Origin of the sequence: Flagellimonas hadalis (assembly GCF_007785775.2) — a bacterium.
GTDB classification, from domain to species: Bacteria; Bacteroidota; Bacteroidia; order Flavobacteriales; family Flavobacteriaceae; genus Flagellimonas; species Flagellimonas hadalis.
Map to the genome: position 1 here is coordinate 141,454 of NZ_VNIK02000008.1, position 17,868 is coordinate 159,321.

The 17,868-nt window shown below is 46.6% G+C and carries 7 protein-coding genes; 3 read left to right on the forward strand and 4 right to left on the reverse strand.

Features of this window, described 5'->3' with window-relative positions; genetic code table 11:
* Position 1 precedes the first annotated feature (1 nt).
* The 3 genes from FOT42_RS12730 to FOT42_RS12740 all read right to left on the reverse strand — a co-directional run bounded on the left by FOT42_RS12730 (position 2) and on the right by FOT42_RS12740 (position 6,181).
* Positions 2-1,486: a glycoside hydrolase family 10-like protein gene (locus FOT42_RS12730; RefSeq protein ID WP_151890952.1), complete on the reverse strand. Its 1,485-nt coding sequence runs from the start codon at positions 1,484-1,486 to the stop codon at positions 2-4.
* A 95-nt stretch (positions 1,487-1,581) separates the two neighbouring features.
* The gene (locus FOT42_RS12735) at positions 1,582-3,081 is read right to left on the reverse strand and encodes a SusD/RagB family nutrient-binding outer membrane lipoprotein (protein ID WP_151890953.1); all 1,500 of its coding nucleotides are present in this window, start codon (positions 3,079-3,081) and stop codon (positions 1,582-1,584) included.
* A gap of 13 nt (positions 3,082-3,094) precedes the next feature.
* Positions 3,095-6,181, reverse strand: a complete 3,087-nt coding sequence (locus FOT42_RS12740; protein ID WP_226789888.1) for a SusC/RagA family TonB-linked outer membrane protein — start codon at positions 6,179-6,181, stop codon at positions 3,095-3,097.
* Positions 6,182-6,642: 461 nt separating this feature from the next.
* On the opposite strand from FOT42_RS12740, the gene FOT42_RS12745 reads away from it, so the two are divergent.
* The gene (locus tag FOT42_RS12745) at positions 6,643-7,392 is read left to right on the forward strand and encodes a DeoR/GlpR family DNA-binding transcription regulator (protein ID WP_151890954.1); all 750 of its coding nucleotides are present in this window, start codon (positions 6,643-6,645) and stop codon (positions 7,390-7,392) included.
* Between the two features lie 2 nt (positions 7,393-7,394).
* Entirely contained in the window at positions 7,395-8,210 is an 816-nt protein-coding gene (gene murQ / locus FOT42_RS12750; RefSeq protein WP_151890955.1) for an N-acetylmuramic acid 6-phosphate etherase, read from the forward strand.
* 2 nt (positions 8,211-8,212) lie between these two features.
* Here murQ and FOT42_RS12755 read toward each other — a convergent pair whose 3' ends face one another.
* Positions 8,213-9,331: a PQQ-dependent sugar dehydrogenase gene (locus FOT42_RS12755; protein ID WP_151890956.1), complete on the reverse strand. Its 1,119-nt coding sequence runs from the start codon at positions 9,329-9,331 to the stop codon at positions 8,213-8,215.
* A gap of 256 nt (positions 9,332-9,587) precedes the next feature.
* Between FOT42_RS12755 and FOT42_RS12760 the strand changes: the two genes are divergently transcribed.
* The gene (locus FOT42_RS12760; protein WP_226789889.1) at positions 9,588-17,795 is read left to right on the forward strand and encodes a T9SS type B sorting domain-containing protein; all 8,208 of its coding nucleotides are present in this window, start codon (positions 9,588-9,590) and stop codon (positions 17,793-17,795) included.
* Positions 17,796-17,868 lie beyond the last annotated feature (73 nt).

Here is a 17,868-nt window from a genome sequence, read left to right on the forward strand (position 1 = left end):
TCTATTTGATGTTCAAGGGTTGCATGGCACTTTGGTTGCCAAAGGCATCACTGATATTTATCTCGAGTTCACCTCGGAGCTGTTTTGGCGTCAAGTTGAATGCAGAGCATCCTTCCACATCACTTTCTGAAAGATATTCTTTTCCAAGCAGCTGTGGTTTTCCATTTTTTACAAGGTAAAGGTTCAGAAAACGAGGGACATTGTCAGCATGATTGACACAAATTTGCACGGTTTGATCGGTTGTTTCCGAAGAAATGATGGCTGGCAACTGTACGGCCCTTGTCACTTGGTTGATGGGTCCAGGATTTGCTGCGGGCAGGCCATAAAATTTCTTTTCCAGTTTTTGGTTGACCTTTTCATGCTGGTCCATCAATGATTTGGCACTGAAAAAAATATTACCATCGATATTTTCCAAATCACGGACGTGGTTCAACTGCTTCGGAATCTCATTTTTCTTATCCCAAGCCTTGTCGGCGTTGTTTTTGATCTTATAGGTGCCATTGCCGATGTACAGGTTGGTATTGGGCGTGGCATCGGCCCACCAAGAAGTGATTTTTTTGTGCGAGGCCACGGGATAATCCATGCTCCAATAGACCTGTGGGGCCAAATAGTCCAGCCAACCTTCCTGCACCCAGAGCACAGGGTCTGCATACAAATCCTCATAGGTGGTCTGTCCGGCTTGGGTGTCGGAGCCTTTTGGGTCGGTGCTTTTGTTTTTCCAGACCCCAAACGGGCTGATGCCGAACTGTACCCAAGGTTTGTTCTTTTTGATGGTGGCGTGTACGTTTCTCACAAGGGAATCCACATTGCTTCGTCGCCAATCTTCCAGGGATTGTCCGGGCAATCCGTATTTGGAGAAAGTTGCAGCGTCCCCAAATGTCTCTCCTTCAATTTTATAGGGATAGAAATAATCATCAAAATGGATGGCATCCAGTTCGTAGGTGGTGACCAATTCTTCAATGATCTGGTTGAATTTGTCCCGCACTTCGGGGAGGCCGGGATCATAGTAGTATTTTTTGCCGTATTTGAGCATCCAGTCGGGATGTTGGTAAAAGTCATGGGATTTGGAAAGGGCCAAGGTGTCCAGGTCGAACGTGGCACGGTAGGGGTTGAGCCATGCGTGGAACTCCATTCCCCTTTTATGGGTTTCCCTGATCATCCATCGGAGTGGTTCTTCAAAACCGTCGGGTGCGTTTCCCTGTTGGCCTGATAGGTATTTGGACCATGGGGCGAGCTGGGTGGGGTAGAGGGCATCGCCGGCGGTCCTCACCTGCACAATGGCCGCATTGAAGTTCAACTTTTCGTAAAAGTCCAGGATGGCGATAAAGTCCTTCTTTTTCTTTTCGGCATCATCGGAAGGGTGCTTGGGCCAATCGATGTTGGCCACTGTGGCTATCCATACCCCCCTGAATTCTTCCTTGGGTGCTTTGGAAACTGCACAGGAAATCAAAAATGTAAAAGGAATCAGGTAGAGAAATCTTTTCATGAACCGAAATAAATAAAAAAGGCCTACGTATGCACTAAATGTAGGCCTTTTTGCTAAAATTGAATTAAACAACTAACAACTCAAATGAAATTCCTTTATTCTTCGGTATTCCACCAAACAGGTGTTGTGAGTCTGATGTAAGGGTTATTGTCAGGCATATTCACATAATTCCTGTCCTCTTCATTGTATTCGTACATCATTGCCTGTATCCAGTCATTTGCTCCTGGGAAGATGTCCAGGTTGACATTGTCCGGTCTTTGCAGGCCAGGATAAATATCAGCGCTGTAATCCATCCTGCGCATATCCACCCAGGTTTCTGGGTTGAGCATGTTGGCGATGTATTTTTGGACCATGATGTGTGACAAACTTATGTTGTCACTGCCCACTTGGGTGTCCAACTCATTTAGGTAAGCGGTTGCCTGGGTATTGGGGACTCCCAATTTTTCCAAGTCGGCCTGAACGCCCATTCTAAAGGCGGTATAGGCTTCACCTGGGTTTCCACTCCTGAATTGTGCTTCTGCCTCAATAAATTTGACCTCGCTATAGTTCATCATATAGGTTGGAGATGTTGCGCTGGTATAGAAACCGCCATTACCCAATGAGAAATCATCGGAAGGCAAGCCGTCCAACCCTCGACCGGTCACTACGCCATGATAACCGCCATTGACTGCTTCGGGAACGATAATGCCAAGTCTGGGGTCTTCATAAGGGGTTTCCAGGTTCAAGGGGTTTTTTAGCATTTCCACAAAGAAATCGGAGAAATAGTCAAAACGGGAGGAGCCATACCCTGTGGAGCTAAAGGGCTGGTTGTCATTTTCCGCTTCACCACCACCAAAGGTCACCTGTGCGTTGTCTGCATTGGAAGTGAATGATTCTTGGCAAAGGGTAATGATCTGTTGTGCATCATAGGCCATGTCCCCAGAGGTTTTCTTGCTCAAATGGTTCAAATACCTGGCTTTGATGGCTTTGGCAAATTTTATCCACTGATCTTGGTCACCCTGATAGAGCACGTCGCCGCCTTCTTGGTCCAGCCCTATGGCACTGGGCTGTTGCAATTCGTCTATGGCCTCGTCCAACAATTGAAATATGGTCGCGTACACTTCCCTTTGCGTTACAAACTCGGGAGTAAGGTTCATGGAGGACTCGCCGTCGTAGGTCTGATCTGTCACGATGTCGCCATATTGGTCGGTGGTCATTCCAAAATTGTAGGCTCTCAATATTTTACCTACCGCAACATAGTTGGGAGAGTTGTATCGATTTCCCAAAACGATGAGGTCGGCGGTATTTGGCAGGGCATACACATAGGCATTTTGCCACAGGAAATATCGGCCTGTGGTAAATTCATTGCTCCAGGTCTCCGAATAGTAGTTGGCCACGTTCTGGGATCCGTACTGGACCACTCCCAAAACTTCCCTCATTCCTCTGTACTGGGCGGTGCCCGTAGTGTTCTCTATGGCACCTTGAATCCTATATTGGGGTTCCAGCGATGCTGTGGTCGGTGCTGTTTCTGAACTGTTCACATCAAAATAGTCATCCGAGCAGGATGCCACTCCAACAAGTAACAGTGATATATATATGTGTTTGATAATTTTCATAGTCCTTTTGGTTTTAAAAAGTAAATTTCAATCCTAAATCAAATCCTTGGGTGTTCGGCGTGCCCAAGTTATCAATGTACGTGGAGCCAGCACCTGAGATCCCTGCTCCAAACGTATTTACATCTGGGTCAACTCCGCTGTAATCCGTGATGGTGAGCAGGTTTCGTCCAGTGGCATAGAGCTCAAGAGCGGATAGGGATAGTTTGTCCAAAATTGTTTTTGGGAACTTGTAGCTTAGGGTCACATACCTCAAACGTGCAAAAGAACCATCCTCAATAAAGTTTTCCGAATTAAGGGAATAGTAGTTCTGATAGTAGCTCTGGTTCATCACCACGGGCGTTTGGTTGGCAACGCCGTTCACATCCACACCCGGGATAATGGTGGTTTCCCCTCTGTTAAGGGTGATGGGGCTTTGCCCATAATACGCCAAAGCAGAAGAGGTAGCGTTGTAAATGTCCTGGCCCATGGCTATGTCAAACAAAAAGGAAAGGCTCAGATTTTTGTACTTGAAGCTGTTGGTGATGCCCAAAGTCCAATCTGGCAACCTGTTTACGTCGTCATGAATTGCATCTTCCAAGACGGGCAATCCATTGGATTGGACCAGTACTTCCCCATTTTCGTTCCTTTGAGGTCGTTTTCCCCTAAGGCCGAAAAGTGAGCCATCCAAGATAGCTGCGCCGGCAGCCGAGTTTCTAAAGGTCCATGAATCCGACAAATATATTTCTGTCAAGGATCCAGGAAGATCTTTTACTTTGCTTTTATTGGTGCCGAAGTTGAAGGTGGCGTCCCAGGAAAAGCCTTGGGGATTGTTGAAAATATTTGCTGAAAGCAATGCTTCCACACCTTTGTTTTCTATGAAACCTCCATTAAGGGTGGCATAAAAAGTGCCTGTGGTGGGGGGGACCCGGATATCCGTTAAAATTTGATTGTCCGATTTACTGTTGTAATAAGTGACCTCCAACGAGATTTTGTTTTGAAGAAAACGCATATCCGCGCCAATTTCATAGCTGTTGGTGAATTCAGGTTCTAAATCTGGATTGCCAACAACTACACCATTCCAGGCATAGCCCGAACTGGCAGCTCCATTCAGATTTTTTCCTAACGAACTCTCCAAAGACCCTATGGGGGCGTCTTTTCCTACTCGCGCCCAATTTGCTCTTAATTTCAAATAATTCAATTTATCGCTGGAGAAATCGAATAGATCGGTCAATATGGCTGTTGTGCCCAACGATGGATAAAAATAGGAACGTTTGTCACGAGGCAAGGTGGATGTCCAGTCATTCCGTCCGGTCGCGGTCAAGAACAAGGCATTTTTCCACCCCAATTTAACGTCACCAAAAACACCCACGATTCTTTTTCTTTGAATAGTCTCTAAAATAATTTGATTTTCTATATCCACATTGGCAATGCTGTATATTCCAGGAGCCTGAAAACCATCGCCAGTAACCGTTGTTCTTCTTATGTTCCACTCTTCTACAGAATTTCCGACCATGGCCTCCACGGAAAAATCATCGGTGATCTGCTTGTTATAATTTAAGAACAAATTGGAAGTAAGACGACTACTTTCTTTTTCGAACTGACTGATATAACCATCGGCCCTGTTTTCAACCAAGGAACCTGTTCCGGTTATCTTTTTATCGAACTCATGATAGTCATCGGTGCCTACCTTATAGGTCAGATTGAAATCGTTTAAGAAGTTATAGCTCAGATTGAGCACTCCAATGAACCTTTTGATATCGTTGCTGTTGGGGCTATTGGCTATACTCCAATATGCATTGTCAAACTGTTGGTCCAAATAAAAAGGTTCTTGGGCTCCGTTTTCATCCAGATAATCCTTTGCATTGACATTGATAGGATAAGCCAAAAGGCTGTTGAGACTCCCTCCAGTAGAATTCCCTTGACGGGTACTTGCAACTTTTGTATTGATATAATTTCCTGAAATTCCAATGGTAAAATTATCACCAAACTTGGAGTTGGCATTGATCTTAAAAGAGGTCTTGTCATAGCTGGTACTCGGAATGATCCCATCTTGGGAGATGTCTCCTATGGAAAAATACAAGTTGCTTTTTTCCGTCCCACTGGAATAGCTCACATTATGGTTCTGGGTAATGGCTGTCTTGTAAAAATCCTCCATGTTGTAATAGATGGGAGTTCCTGCAGCTAGTGGTGCACCCCAGGAAAAAGAAGACTCAGGATCATATTCAGTACCCGATTGGTTCACAATTTCCATTCCCTGCCCATAAGTACTTTGAACATCTGGAGTCCCCAATATTTTATCCACAGACAAAGAACCGGAATAACTGATTGTGCTGACCCCTGCCTTCCCTTTTTTGGTGGTAATGATAACGGCTCCATTTGAGGCCTGAGTTCCATAAAGAGCAGCTGCGGCAGGTCCTTTCAAAATGGAAATGCTCTCCACATCCGCTGGGTTGATGTCCGAAGCCCTATTGATGCTGGCCACATCCAACGAGGAATTGGTGGAGTTGTCGATAGGGATACCGTCCACTACGAACAGGGGTTGGTTGCTTCTAGTAAGTGAAGTCCCACCTCTTATTAATATAATAGAAGAAGTTCCCGGTGCGCCTCCTGAGGAAACAATATTGACCCCAGAAACCTTGCCTTGCAGCCCATTGACCATGTTGGCTTGGTTTCCTTCTAATAATTGCTCACTCTTTATATTTTGTATGGAGCTTGTTAAGGATTTTTTGTTGGCCTCGATTCCCAATGCGGTGACCACCACTTCGTCAAGGCTGGTCAAATCCTCTGAAAGTGAGGCATTGTTGGTGATTGTGGAATTCCCCCCGGCGGTAAAGGTGATTTTTTGAGGGGTAAAGCCCAGTGAACTGAGCGACAAGGTGTGGGTTCCTTGTTCCAGTGTTGCCGTGAAGCTGTAATTTCCATCAAAATCGGTAACCGTCCCGAATGATGTGTTCTCGATGAATACAGAAGCACCGGTCAATGGTAGTCCGGACCCGCTTTCTGTTACGGTTCCCGTCAAGGTGTATTGACTTTGGGCAAACGCTGATAGCGAAGACGCCATAAGTGCAATAAAAACCAATCGGAACCTCATTTTTCCTAAAAAGTCATGAAGTTTTTGCATAAATGAGTAGTTTAATTGAGTTACATAATTGATAGTATAAAATCCTTTTCATGACCTTGATTTTCAGTCAATTTGGGATTTTATATCTATTTGCGGTTTTTCAATCGATAAGGGCATCGGAGCCCTGTTGTCCATAACCTTGCGGGATATGGTATGGTCTTTTTTGGGAAAGGTTTCTGCATATGGCATCCTAAATCTCTTCTTCATGCCCTTGCCCCAAGGTAATCGTAAGACCATTTCAAGTTTTGTTTCTTTCTGCCGGCATCAAAAGCATCCAAATATCATATTCTTGCAAAAGACAGAAAGAATATTTCAAATATATATTAAAAGCAGCATAATAATGCATTTATTTGCAAGGATTTGCAATTATTGAAAATATATTTATAAAATCTGCATATTTTTGCAGTATTTTGCTGGTATTGGTATTCTTTTTTGGTTTTATTTAACTTTACCCCAATACTATGTTGAAGGAAGAAAGACATCAGTTTATCCTCAATGAGGTTGGGATCCACAACAGGGTACTGTTGACGGATATAGCCAATCTGCTCAATGTTTCTGTGGATACCATACGTAGGGACATCAAAGAGCTGCACAATGCCAAACAATTGAAGAAAGTGCATGGAGGGGCCATTTCCTTAGGTTTTAATAATTATAGCCCTACTGGAAAGAAAATTTATTCCCTAGAGAAAAAATCACTGATAGCTGAAAAGGCGTTGGGATTGATCAAAGAAGGACAGGTCATTTTACTGAGTGGGGGGACCACCAATCTGGAATTGGCAAGACGGTTGCCTTCAAAAATAAAACTGACCTGCTTTACCCCAAGCCTTCCTATAGCGGTGCAATTGTTGGGAAAAAGCAATGTAGAGGTAATTTTCATCGGGGGAAGGTTGTCCCAGGATTCCCAAATAGCCATTGGGGGCAGTGCCATCAACATGCTTTCGGAAATCAAGGTGGATATCTGTTTTTTGGGGACCAATTCCATTCACCCTACGGAAGGTCTAATGGAATTTGATTGGGAGATTGTCCAGGTGAAAAAGGCCATGATCCAAAGTTCAAGAAGGGTCGTATCCCCTTGTATATCCGAAAAGATTGGATCATTACAGCGATACAGGATATGTGGGGTGGAAGAAATTGACGTGCTGATCACTGAATTGGACCCTTGGGACATAAAACTGGATGCTTTTAAAAATATGAACATACAATTATTATAATAGTGGTAGAAAAGCACATAAAGATAACCGAAGAACCGTCTTTGTACGACCGATTGGACGAAATGGATACATTGGACATTGTGGCCAATATCAATAATGAGGACAAGAAAGTGGCCGATGCCGTGGAACGGGTCCTACCCCAAGTGGCGCGTGTCGTGGATGAAACTTCAAAGCGGTTTGAAAAAGGGGGTAGGCTCTTCTATATTGGTGCCGGTACCAGCGGACGATTGGGAATCCTTGATGCTTCCGAGATACCGCCCACCTTTGGTCTGCCCTACGACAGGGTGATCGGTCTCATTGCTGGAGGCGACAAGGCCATCCGAAAGGCCGTTGAATTTGCAGAAGATGATACGGAGCAGGCTTGGAAAGACCTTCAGGAATATGGCATTACCAACAATGATGTTCTGATCGGTATAGCGGCTTCCGGGACCACTCCTTATGTGCTGGGCGGTATTGCAGATGCCAAAAAGCATGGCATACTGACCGTGGGCATTACCAATAACCCGGGTTCACCTTTGGCAACGGATACGGATATTCCGATAGAAGTCAATGTAGGACCCGAGTTTTTGACGGGAAGTACCCGGATGAAAAGTGGCACCAGCCAAAAGTTGGTGCTCAATATGATTTCCACAGCACTGATGATACGCGTAGGCCGTGTGAAGGGCAATAAAATGGTGAACATGCAGCTCAGCAACACCAAATTGGTGGACAGGGGCACTCGCTATATTATGGAAGAGTTGGGACTCAACTATGAAGATGCGGAAAAAGCATTGAAAGAATATGGTTCGGTCAAAAGGGCCATTGATGCCTTGAGATAAGGTTATTTGGGGACCAATCGGAAAACTCCCTTGCCCTCTATGCCAACATAAATGTAGCCGTCCGGGCCCTGCCGTACATTGCGGACCCTTCCCATGCCGTCCAATAATTTTTCCCGGTACACTACTTTATTGTCCTTGATTTCCAATCGTTCCAAATATTGGAACGATAAAGATCCCACCAAAAGACTGTTTTTCCAATCGGGATATTTGTCGGAAGTGACAAAAGCCAATCCAGAAGGCGCGATGGAGGGCGTCCATTGGTAAAGGGGTTGTTCCATGCCAGGCCGTGAGGTTTCATCGGTAATTTTTGTTCCGCTGTAGTTGATGCCATAGGTAATCACTGGCCAGCCATAGTTTTTTCCTTTTTGGATGATATTGATTTCGTCACCACCCCTTGGACCGTGTTCATGTTCCCACAACTGTCCGGTTTCCGGGTGTAGCGCCAATCCTTGTGGGTTTCGATGTCCATAGCTGTATATGGCCGTCTTGGCTCCGTCTTGGCCAACGAACGGATTGTCCTTTGGAACCTTTCCATCATCATGAAGGCGATAGATCTTGCCGCCGTCCCTGGTGATGTCCTGCGGGTTCACATCCCGATCTCCGCGTTCACCGATGGAGAAAAAGAGGAAGCCATCCCGGTCAAATTCCAAACGTGACCCAAAGTGCTGGCCTTTGGTGGTATTGGGGATCGCTTTGTAGAGCAATTGTTTCTGAACAAGCTTGTTGTTGGAAAGTTTCGCCCGCATGATCGCGGTGTTTCCGCCTTTGTCATCACCCTCGCTTGAGGCATAGGAAAAGTAGATCCAACCATTTTTTTTGTAATTGGGATGGAGTTCAATGTCCATCAATCCTCCCTGTCCACGGTTATAGACTTCGGGAGCATTGTCCACTTCAATGGTTTTTCCGGATTGGTAGAGGATCAGTTTACCCGATTTTTCGGATATGAGGATATCCTTATTGGGCAAGAAGACCATGCCCCATGGATTTTGAATTCCATCCACTACAATTTCCGACGTAAAACCGTCATTATTCGTAAGATTTATCTTAGAGTCGGAATTTTGTGCGCAGGATGTATTGAGCAGTACAACGAAAAAATAAGGAAATAAGGTACTTTTTTCCATAATTTTACGTTGAAATAATAGATTTATTGGACGAACGGTCATTTTTAGAGAATCATTTGCTGTAAGATAAACAGAATTTTTATAAGTATAGACAATTACAACTTAGAATATTAAGGTCCCAAATCTGACATATTCTGCTAACAAGACTTAACCTATGCTCCCTCAAAAAACAAGGCATTTGCTATATGCCGTGTTGCTGGTGTTCATATCCATATTTGGTTCCACGGTATTAGCAAAAACAGACGTCAAACTAATTTTGACAAAAATAGTATCCACCGTTTCCGCGGAAGATGCCGGGGAAGAAGAGGTGGTTTCCGTTCCAGAGATGCCATCGGCCACAGAAGTGACCTTTGCTCCGGCAAGTGCCAGTATGTTCACAACCATTATCCAGGGGAGCGACCAACAGGTCATATGCCCCAACGATGGAAGTACTTTGGCCAAATTCTTTCTTTGTGGAACCAGCGATATCAGAACCTTGAGCCTGAGCCAATCCGGTAGTACTTATCAATGGCAACAGTTGGACCCCAATACCTGTGCTCCAACGGTGGTGGACAACTGCCCCACCATAAATGGTGCCTGTACATGGAACACTGTGGGAACAGGAGCGACGTATAACCTTTCTACTGCAGGTGAATTCAGGGTACGGGTAAATTCTGGACAGTACTATTATTTTAAATCGACCCTTAACCCCTTGAACCCACAATTGATCAAAGAAGATATTGTTTGTGGAAATCCGGGAAGGGTAGAGGTGACCAACGTTCCTGCGGGTTATGAGTACAGTTTGAACAGTCCTGCCGGACCTTACCAAGACACTCCCTACTTCGATATTACTTCCCTGGGAACTTACAGGGTCTATGTGCGTTTGAAGAACGTTTCGGCCAGTGCCTGTGTATTTCCGTCAAATCCTGTGACCGTGAACGATCTTGATATCAACGTGGATGTGACCGCCAACGATATTTTATGTAGTGGGGAATTGGGAAGCATTGATATCCAAGTTTCGGGTGTGCCGGGATTTTATACCTATCGTTTGATCAAAAATGGGGTGACCGTGAATACTTTCGGTCCAAACGGGGCCGATGCCTATACGTTTGCGAACATAAGCCCCGGAACCTATAGTATTCGGGTAGAGACCAACGATTGTTCCGTGACCATTACGGAAGATGTCAATGGAGACCCCATCGTGATTGGTGGAGGCATAAGTCCTTTGGCTGTATCTGCCACTGCTTCGGACAGTTTCGGCTGTGGTGCCACCTCGGTCGATGTCAATCTGACCACTTCAGGGGGTACGGCTCCGTATCGCTTCAGTGTGGATGGAGCTCCTTTTGGTTCGACCTATGCCAGTACCGCCAGCTTCTCGGTGACTACGGCAGGAACCTATTCCGTTTTGGTGGAAGATGCCAATGGTTGCCAACGAAGTGCTTCGGTGGATGTTCCGGATATACCCCAGCCCATTTTCAACATCACAGAAGAAGATGCCAACTGTGGGGGTGCCAATGATGGTAGGATTACCGTTAATGTGACCAACGGATTTGGGTACGAGATTGAATACAGTGTCAACAATGGGGCCACCTATCAAATAAGCAATGTGTTCTCCAATTTGGCACCAGGTTCCTACGATGTGGTCCTGAGGTACCAACAGGATTCGTTTACCTGTGCCACAACACCACAAACCGTCACGGTGGGCACACCATCCACCATAACCGCATCGGCCACTCCCGATTTTCAGCCCACTTGTGGGAATGAAAATGGGGGACAGATCACCATTTCAGGTGTTTCAGGAGGGACAGGGCCTTATGAATACAGTATCGGTGCCGGTTTTGGGACCAGTAATGTGTTCCCCAATTTGGGTGTGGGAACCTATACGCCCATGGTAAGGGATGCCAATGGTTGTGTTCAGGCACTTCCGAATATCGTTTTCAGTACGTTGAACAAACCCACAAATCTGGATTTCAGCATTTCCAGTTTGGATTGTATCACGACCACCGCTTCTTTGGATTTGGCGGTAACGGGTGGAACCGGACCATATACCTACGAGATCATTGCCCCTTTGGTGAGTGCAGTCAACAATGGTACCAACAATACCTTTACAGGGTTGGGACTGGGAACCTATACGTTCAGGGTCACTGACAATGAAGGATGTTCTTATGAAGAGAACTACGCCATTACCGATATCAGTTCCATTGGCGTACAGGCCCAACAGACTAGGGTAGTGACCTGTGTTGGTGATTCCGACGGGGAAGGTCGCTTTTTGGTGGATGGCTTCAGCACCACCTATAGCTACAGTATAGACGGAGGCCCAGTGTTCACGGCCCAGAATGGAAGCATCATTCCCGTAACAGGATTGACTGCCGGAAGTTATGTGATTTCCGTGACCGATGAAGCCACCAATTGTACCGACGCGGCCACTTTGACCATTGAAGAACCATCAACTGCTTTTGATATTTCAGGTTTGAACGTAACGGACATGAGTTGCCAAAATGGGAACATTGGAGCCGTCCAGATCAATACCGTAGGAGGATGGGGAGGTAACCGATACACCCTGATCCAACCCGATGGTTCCACAAGAGGACCAAAAAGTGGAAGCACGTTCTCCAATCTTTCCTTGGATGGGAACTATCAAGTGATTGTTGCCGATGCCAATGGATGTGAGGTCACCGATAGTTTCACCCTCACAAGATTGGATGCGCCTACCCTCACGCTGGACAACGGAGTCTCTGATTTCTGTTACGATAATTTTAATGCATCTACCTTGGCCGTGAACGCTGCGGGCGGATTGGCCCCGTACCGCTATAGGATCAACGGAGGTCCTTTGGGGGCTAGCAACAGCTTTTCCGGACTCACTCCCGGAACCTATACCATTGAAGTGGTGGATGCCAACGACTGTCGCGATACGGTCACCGCTACGATTCAGCCTCAGGTGATGGCCAATGCCACGATCACTCAGGAACTGGATTGCGGAACCCCTTTTGGTGCAATACAGGTAAACATCAGCAACGGATATACCTCCGGGGGCAACTACGATATCTATGAAGTGAGCATCAATGGTGCGCCTTACACTTCTGATAATAACAACATTACAGGGAACTCGTTTGTGTACAATGTTCCCAACGATGGTTCCATCATCTCGGATACCACCTTTCAGTTTTTGGTTACTGATAGCCGTGGATGTACCACGCAATCGAACGTTGTGACCATGTCCCCTCCCGAGACCATAGCAGGGTCTGTAGTGGGTACGGATACGCAATGTGGAGACAATACCAGTGGCATTGTAGAGTTGGTTCCCGACACCACCCAGGGTATTCCACCCTATGAATACAGTAATGACAATGGGGCGACATTCAGTAGCCAAAATATCTTTTCGGGTTATGGACCTGGAACCCACGGAGGGTTTGTCATCCGGGACAGTAGGGGCTGTGTGAGCCCGGCCTATTCCGTCACCATCGGTGCCAGTGATCCTTTGGATGCTTCCGCAACACCCACCGATGCGATTTGTTCATCGGGACCAATTAATGGTGAAATAGAGGCAACGATCAGCAATGGGGTTGCGCCTTTCGATTATGTATTGGTGGACGAATTTGGGGGAACAGTGGCATCATCGATAGGGACCACCAGTACTTTGGTGAATTTCACTAACCTACCCACGGGCAACTATACCTTGATCACTACCGATGCCCAAGGTTGTGAGGACCGGGATCCCGTAGTGATAGACCAAAACCAATTGGATTTGATTCCGTTGGACCCAGCCCCGACAGATTGTTTTGATACTTCGTTTCCATATCGAGTCCAGGCCGTTGGCGGAACAGCACCCTACGATTTTAGGTTGGTGGGTGACCCGACATGGCAGTTGGGGTCAGGTGCTGGAAATGATATATTTGATGTCACCGGATTGGTAGTTCCTGGAGTGACCTACTTTGTAGAAGTGATGGACGCCAACGGTTGTACCTATATAGAAGAAATAGATCCCATAGGCCCAACCAATCCTGTTACTGTGACCGCAACTTCCTTGGCAGCCTCCTGTAATGTGGCAGGAAGTGGCTCCATTGATTTTGAGGTATCTGGAATTTCAGTAGTTGGAAACTTTACTGTCAGGGTAGAAAATACCGATACCGGAGCAACGGTTTCGACCCAAACGTTTACTGGAGAAACCATTCCTTATACCGGAACCTTGACCGGATTGGCTCCTGGTAACTATCAGATCATTGTCACAGACGATTCTACGGGATGTAGCTCAAGCACCTTGGCATTCATTGACATCAGTGCTGTTTCCATAGCCATCGACAACTTTGTGGAGGCCACATGTAATGCTGGTGCATTGGTGACCGTAAGAGGCTTTGGAAGCACAGGTCCATACACCTATGCCTATGTGCCTTCGGGAGATCCAGCACCGACAACATTTGTGCCAGAAACCACTTTTGAGGTTCCTGGTCCTTACCCAACGACATATGATTTCTATGCCCAAGATGCCAATGGATGTACGGCTTTCACTACGCTTGCGGTGACCCAAGAGGCTGGTGTTCCAGACCCAATGATCGATGTGGTGAACCAATGTACGGCCACAAGTGGTTATCAAATCAATATGGTATCGCCGATCACTTCGGGTTCTGAACCGGAAAATACGTTCCAGTACAACATCGGAAGCGGGTACCAAACAGGGACTACCTTTATTGTGCCCAACCCTGGCACCTATGTGATCACGGTGCGTGATGGAAACGGCTGTACCAACACCGTTACTGCGGAAGTATTCGATTTCTTTGCCATTACGGCCGATGCCACCTCTTTCCCTACCTGTAATGCGGGGGATGGAGTCATCACCGTGAACACCACCGGGGGTAGTGGAAATTTTGAATACCAATTGAGGGATGCCCTCACTTTGACAGATCTTGGCCCACCACAGTACACCAACGAATTTACCGGTGTGATGCCTGGGGATTACAATATTTTGGTAACGGATTTGGATTCCAATACATCCCCATTGTGCTCGGATGAGGCAGAAGTTATTGTCTCTACAGTGGATACCCCGATCATTACGGCCACGAACAGTAGCCATGTGACCTGTAATGGGGCCGATAACGGTACTATTTCCGTGGAACTTCAACCCGGGACGGATACGGATACACCCATACAATATATCCTGTACCAAGGTTCCAGTTCGACCATCGTGGCCGGTCCGCAAGGCTCTCCTGTTTTTGATGACCTTCAACCAGGCACCTATCAGGCCGAAGTGGTTTCCGATAGGGGATGTGCAAATAGATCAGGGGACATCATCATCGGTGAACCTTCCTTGTTGCTGGCCAATGCAATACATACCGAATTTAGCTGTAATCCATCCAGCAATCAGTTCAGTACGGCGACCATAACCATTTATACCGATACCAATGGTGATGGAACTGGAACAGCAACTGGAACAGGTCCTTATACCTACAGCATGAACGATGGTACCCCACAGTTTGATGGGACCAATTTTCAGACCAGCAATATTTTTGAAGTGATCGATAATGGCACCAATCAGACCATTACCCTCACTGCCCGTGACTATAATGGATGCGAGGAAACATCAACCATAACCATCAACAGCCCAACAGACATCACTTTTAGCTATAATGTGAACCCCATCACCTGTGATGCTTCGGGAACAGGGGTGAGCCCGGGTAGCATTGACATCATCATCAATGAAGGTCCGGGTAACTATGAAGTGGAACTATTGCCCTTGGGATCGGAACCCGCAAGGAACTCCGGAGGCAGTGACCGTGTAAGCTGGGATATTGCCACTCCTGGTGATTATATTTTCGCCGTGACCGATGTGGGCAGCGGCGGATGTACGTATTTGACCACCACCATCAACATGCCCGAATACAATACCATCGAGGCCCTGATCGCCGAGGTGGAACCCGTGACCTGTTTTGATGGAAGAGATGGTTCCATAAGCTTGCAGATCAGCAACTATAATGGTGAGTACAATTACGAAGTGTTCACTCGAGACAATGCAGGAGTGGAAACTACCACAGGGGTAACGGGTACTTTTGATACCAATGCCCCGATCAATACTCCCGAGATCATCGAAAATTTACCTGCAGGCAACCTGATTGTCCGTATTGAGGCTGTGGATTCCCCCTATTGCGATGCCGTGAGCAATGTTACAACGGTCAGATCGCCGGATAGGGAACTCACCATTGGTGCTGTTCAGACCTCTCCTGTAACCTGTAATGTTCCGGGTTATGGTGAGATCACCGTGGCAGGAGATGGCGGATGGGGAACCTATGAGTACCAATTGGTGGCGCCGGATGGTGTTACGATATTGGTGGATTACCCCAACACCAATCCGGTTTTTGAAAACCTGTCCACGGGCACCTATATCGTCAATGTAAGGGATATGAGAGGTTGCGAGGCCTCCAATACCATCAATTTGCCATTGCCAGTGGAAATCACGGCAGGCATTCGTGTGGTGAGCCCATTGGCCTGTAACAACGATAACGATGGGGTGATTGAGGCCTTCGCGGTTTCGGGTGGCCAAGGACCAGGAAATTATCTGTACCAATTGAACCGCATCACTGACGGTACCAATAGTGGACTCCAGACCACCCCAACCTTTGCCAACCTATCGGCGGGAGATTATACCATCACTATTTTTGACGGATGGAACTGTAGTGCCCTCACCGATGTGATCACCATTGCCGATCCAGAAATCGTGGTGGCCGAATTGGTGGAGTTGCAACCTCCAGGTTGTGGGGATTTGGGTAGAATGGAATTAACGGTCACCAATCCGGAACCTCTGGTTGAATACTTCTATCGTAGGTCGGGTACTTCTGATCCATTTATTCCTTTTGGGGCCGGAATGAACAGTGTAGAGATTACAGTGGACATTACTGCAGATGCAGGACCTTTCCAATTTGATGTACAGAACTCCAATGGTTGTCCTTCCGAGAAATCGAACCAGATTTCCTTGGACCCAGCGGCACCGTTGGTGATTTCCTTGGACCTTACCAATGCAACGATCAATTGTGCCGGGGAATCCACTGGTATCATCCGCTCCGAGGCATTCGGAGGTATTGGAAGCTATATGTATACTTTGGTGAACGCGAATACCTTGCCTGTGTCTGCGGCCAATATTGTCCGTCCGTCACAAAGCTCTGGAATCTTTAGGGATCTGGATGCCGGCACCTACTACGTGTATGCCCAGAGTGGTGGATGTGAGGCCATGTCGGACCCCATAATCATTGAACCGAAACCACCATTGGTATTGGAATATCTGGAAGCAGTGCCCGTTATGTGTGCAGGGGATACCAACGGACAGATCATCATCGAAGCCAGTGGAGGTACTGGTAGGATCAGGTACTCCATTTCAGATACATTGAGCGAGTTCTTTGAAGGGGATGACCCAAACAATCCAAATCGAAAAACATTCAATGACTTGAGTCCTAGGACCTATGACATCATCATTCAGGACGATCTTGGATGTACCATTACCCGAACACTGGAAATCACCCAGCCTACGGAACTCATCGCTGCAGTGGTTTCCACAACTCCAGAGGTATGCATGGGCGATGGTGATGGCACCTTGACCTTGGGAGTTTCTGGAGGAACGGCACCCTATTACACCAGCATAAATTCAGTGGATGATGCCGATTTTGTTCAGAATGATACCATGTTCTTTGATAATCTTCAAGGAGGGGAAACCTATGCCATCTTCATTAGGGATGCAAATGGTTGTCAGACCAACGTGATAGCGGAAATAGGTATTGGAATAGACATTGTGGCTGAGCCCATTGTGGAATATGGTTGCGAGGGTATTTTCCCCAATAGTACCGCTACTGTTAGTATTGCGGACAGTTCGCAACTTTCCGATCTGTTGTTTTCATTGGATGTTGACGATGTGCAACTGGCCACGAACCAAAGGACCTTTGGAGACCTGCCACCTGGCGAACATACGGTATATATTTATCACGCCAACGGTTGTGTGACCTTTGTGGAATTTGAGATTGACGCCTATGAGCCACTTACGCTGGAAGCCATGAAAACTGGCCCCAATGAGGTCACGGCCATCGCTACGGGCGGATTTGGGGGATATGAGTATTTCTTCCAAGGAGAGTCCTATGGGGACATCAATACGTTCAACATCAATGTGGATTCCAACATCAACGTTATGGTCAGGGACAACAATGGATGTGTGGCTAATCTTGTGCTGCCGTTCAATTTTGAAGGAATGCCCGAAATGCCGTCGTTCTTTACCCCGGATGGTGATAATCTGAACGATTACTGGTATCCTGGGAACCGTGAATTTTTCCCCAATATCGATGTGATCATTTATGATCGATATGGTAGGGTAGTGGCCCGATTGGACCAAGTCAAAAAATGGGATGGGACCTATGAGGGCAAACCGCTGCCCACTGGCGACTACTGGTATGTGGTGAATGCAAACGATAGGGAAAAGCAACGATTCGTCGGTCACTTTACGCTATACAGATAGAGGGATTTATTTTATAAATCATTGATAATAAGTCTAAAACGTATTTTGGTGTCAAGATGGGTGGTCCTATTTT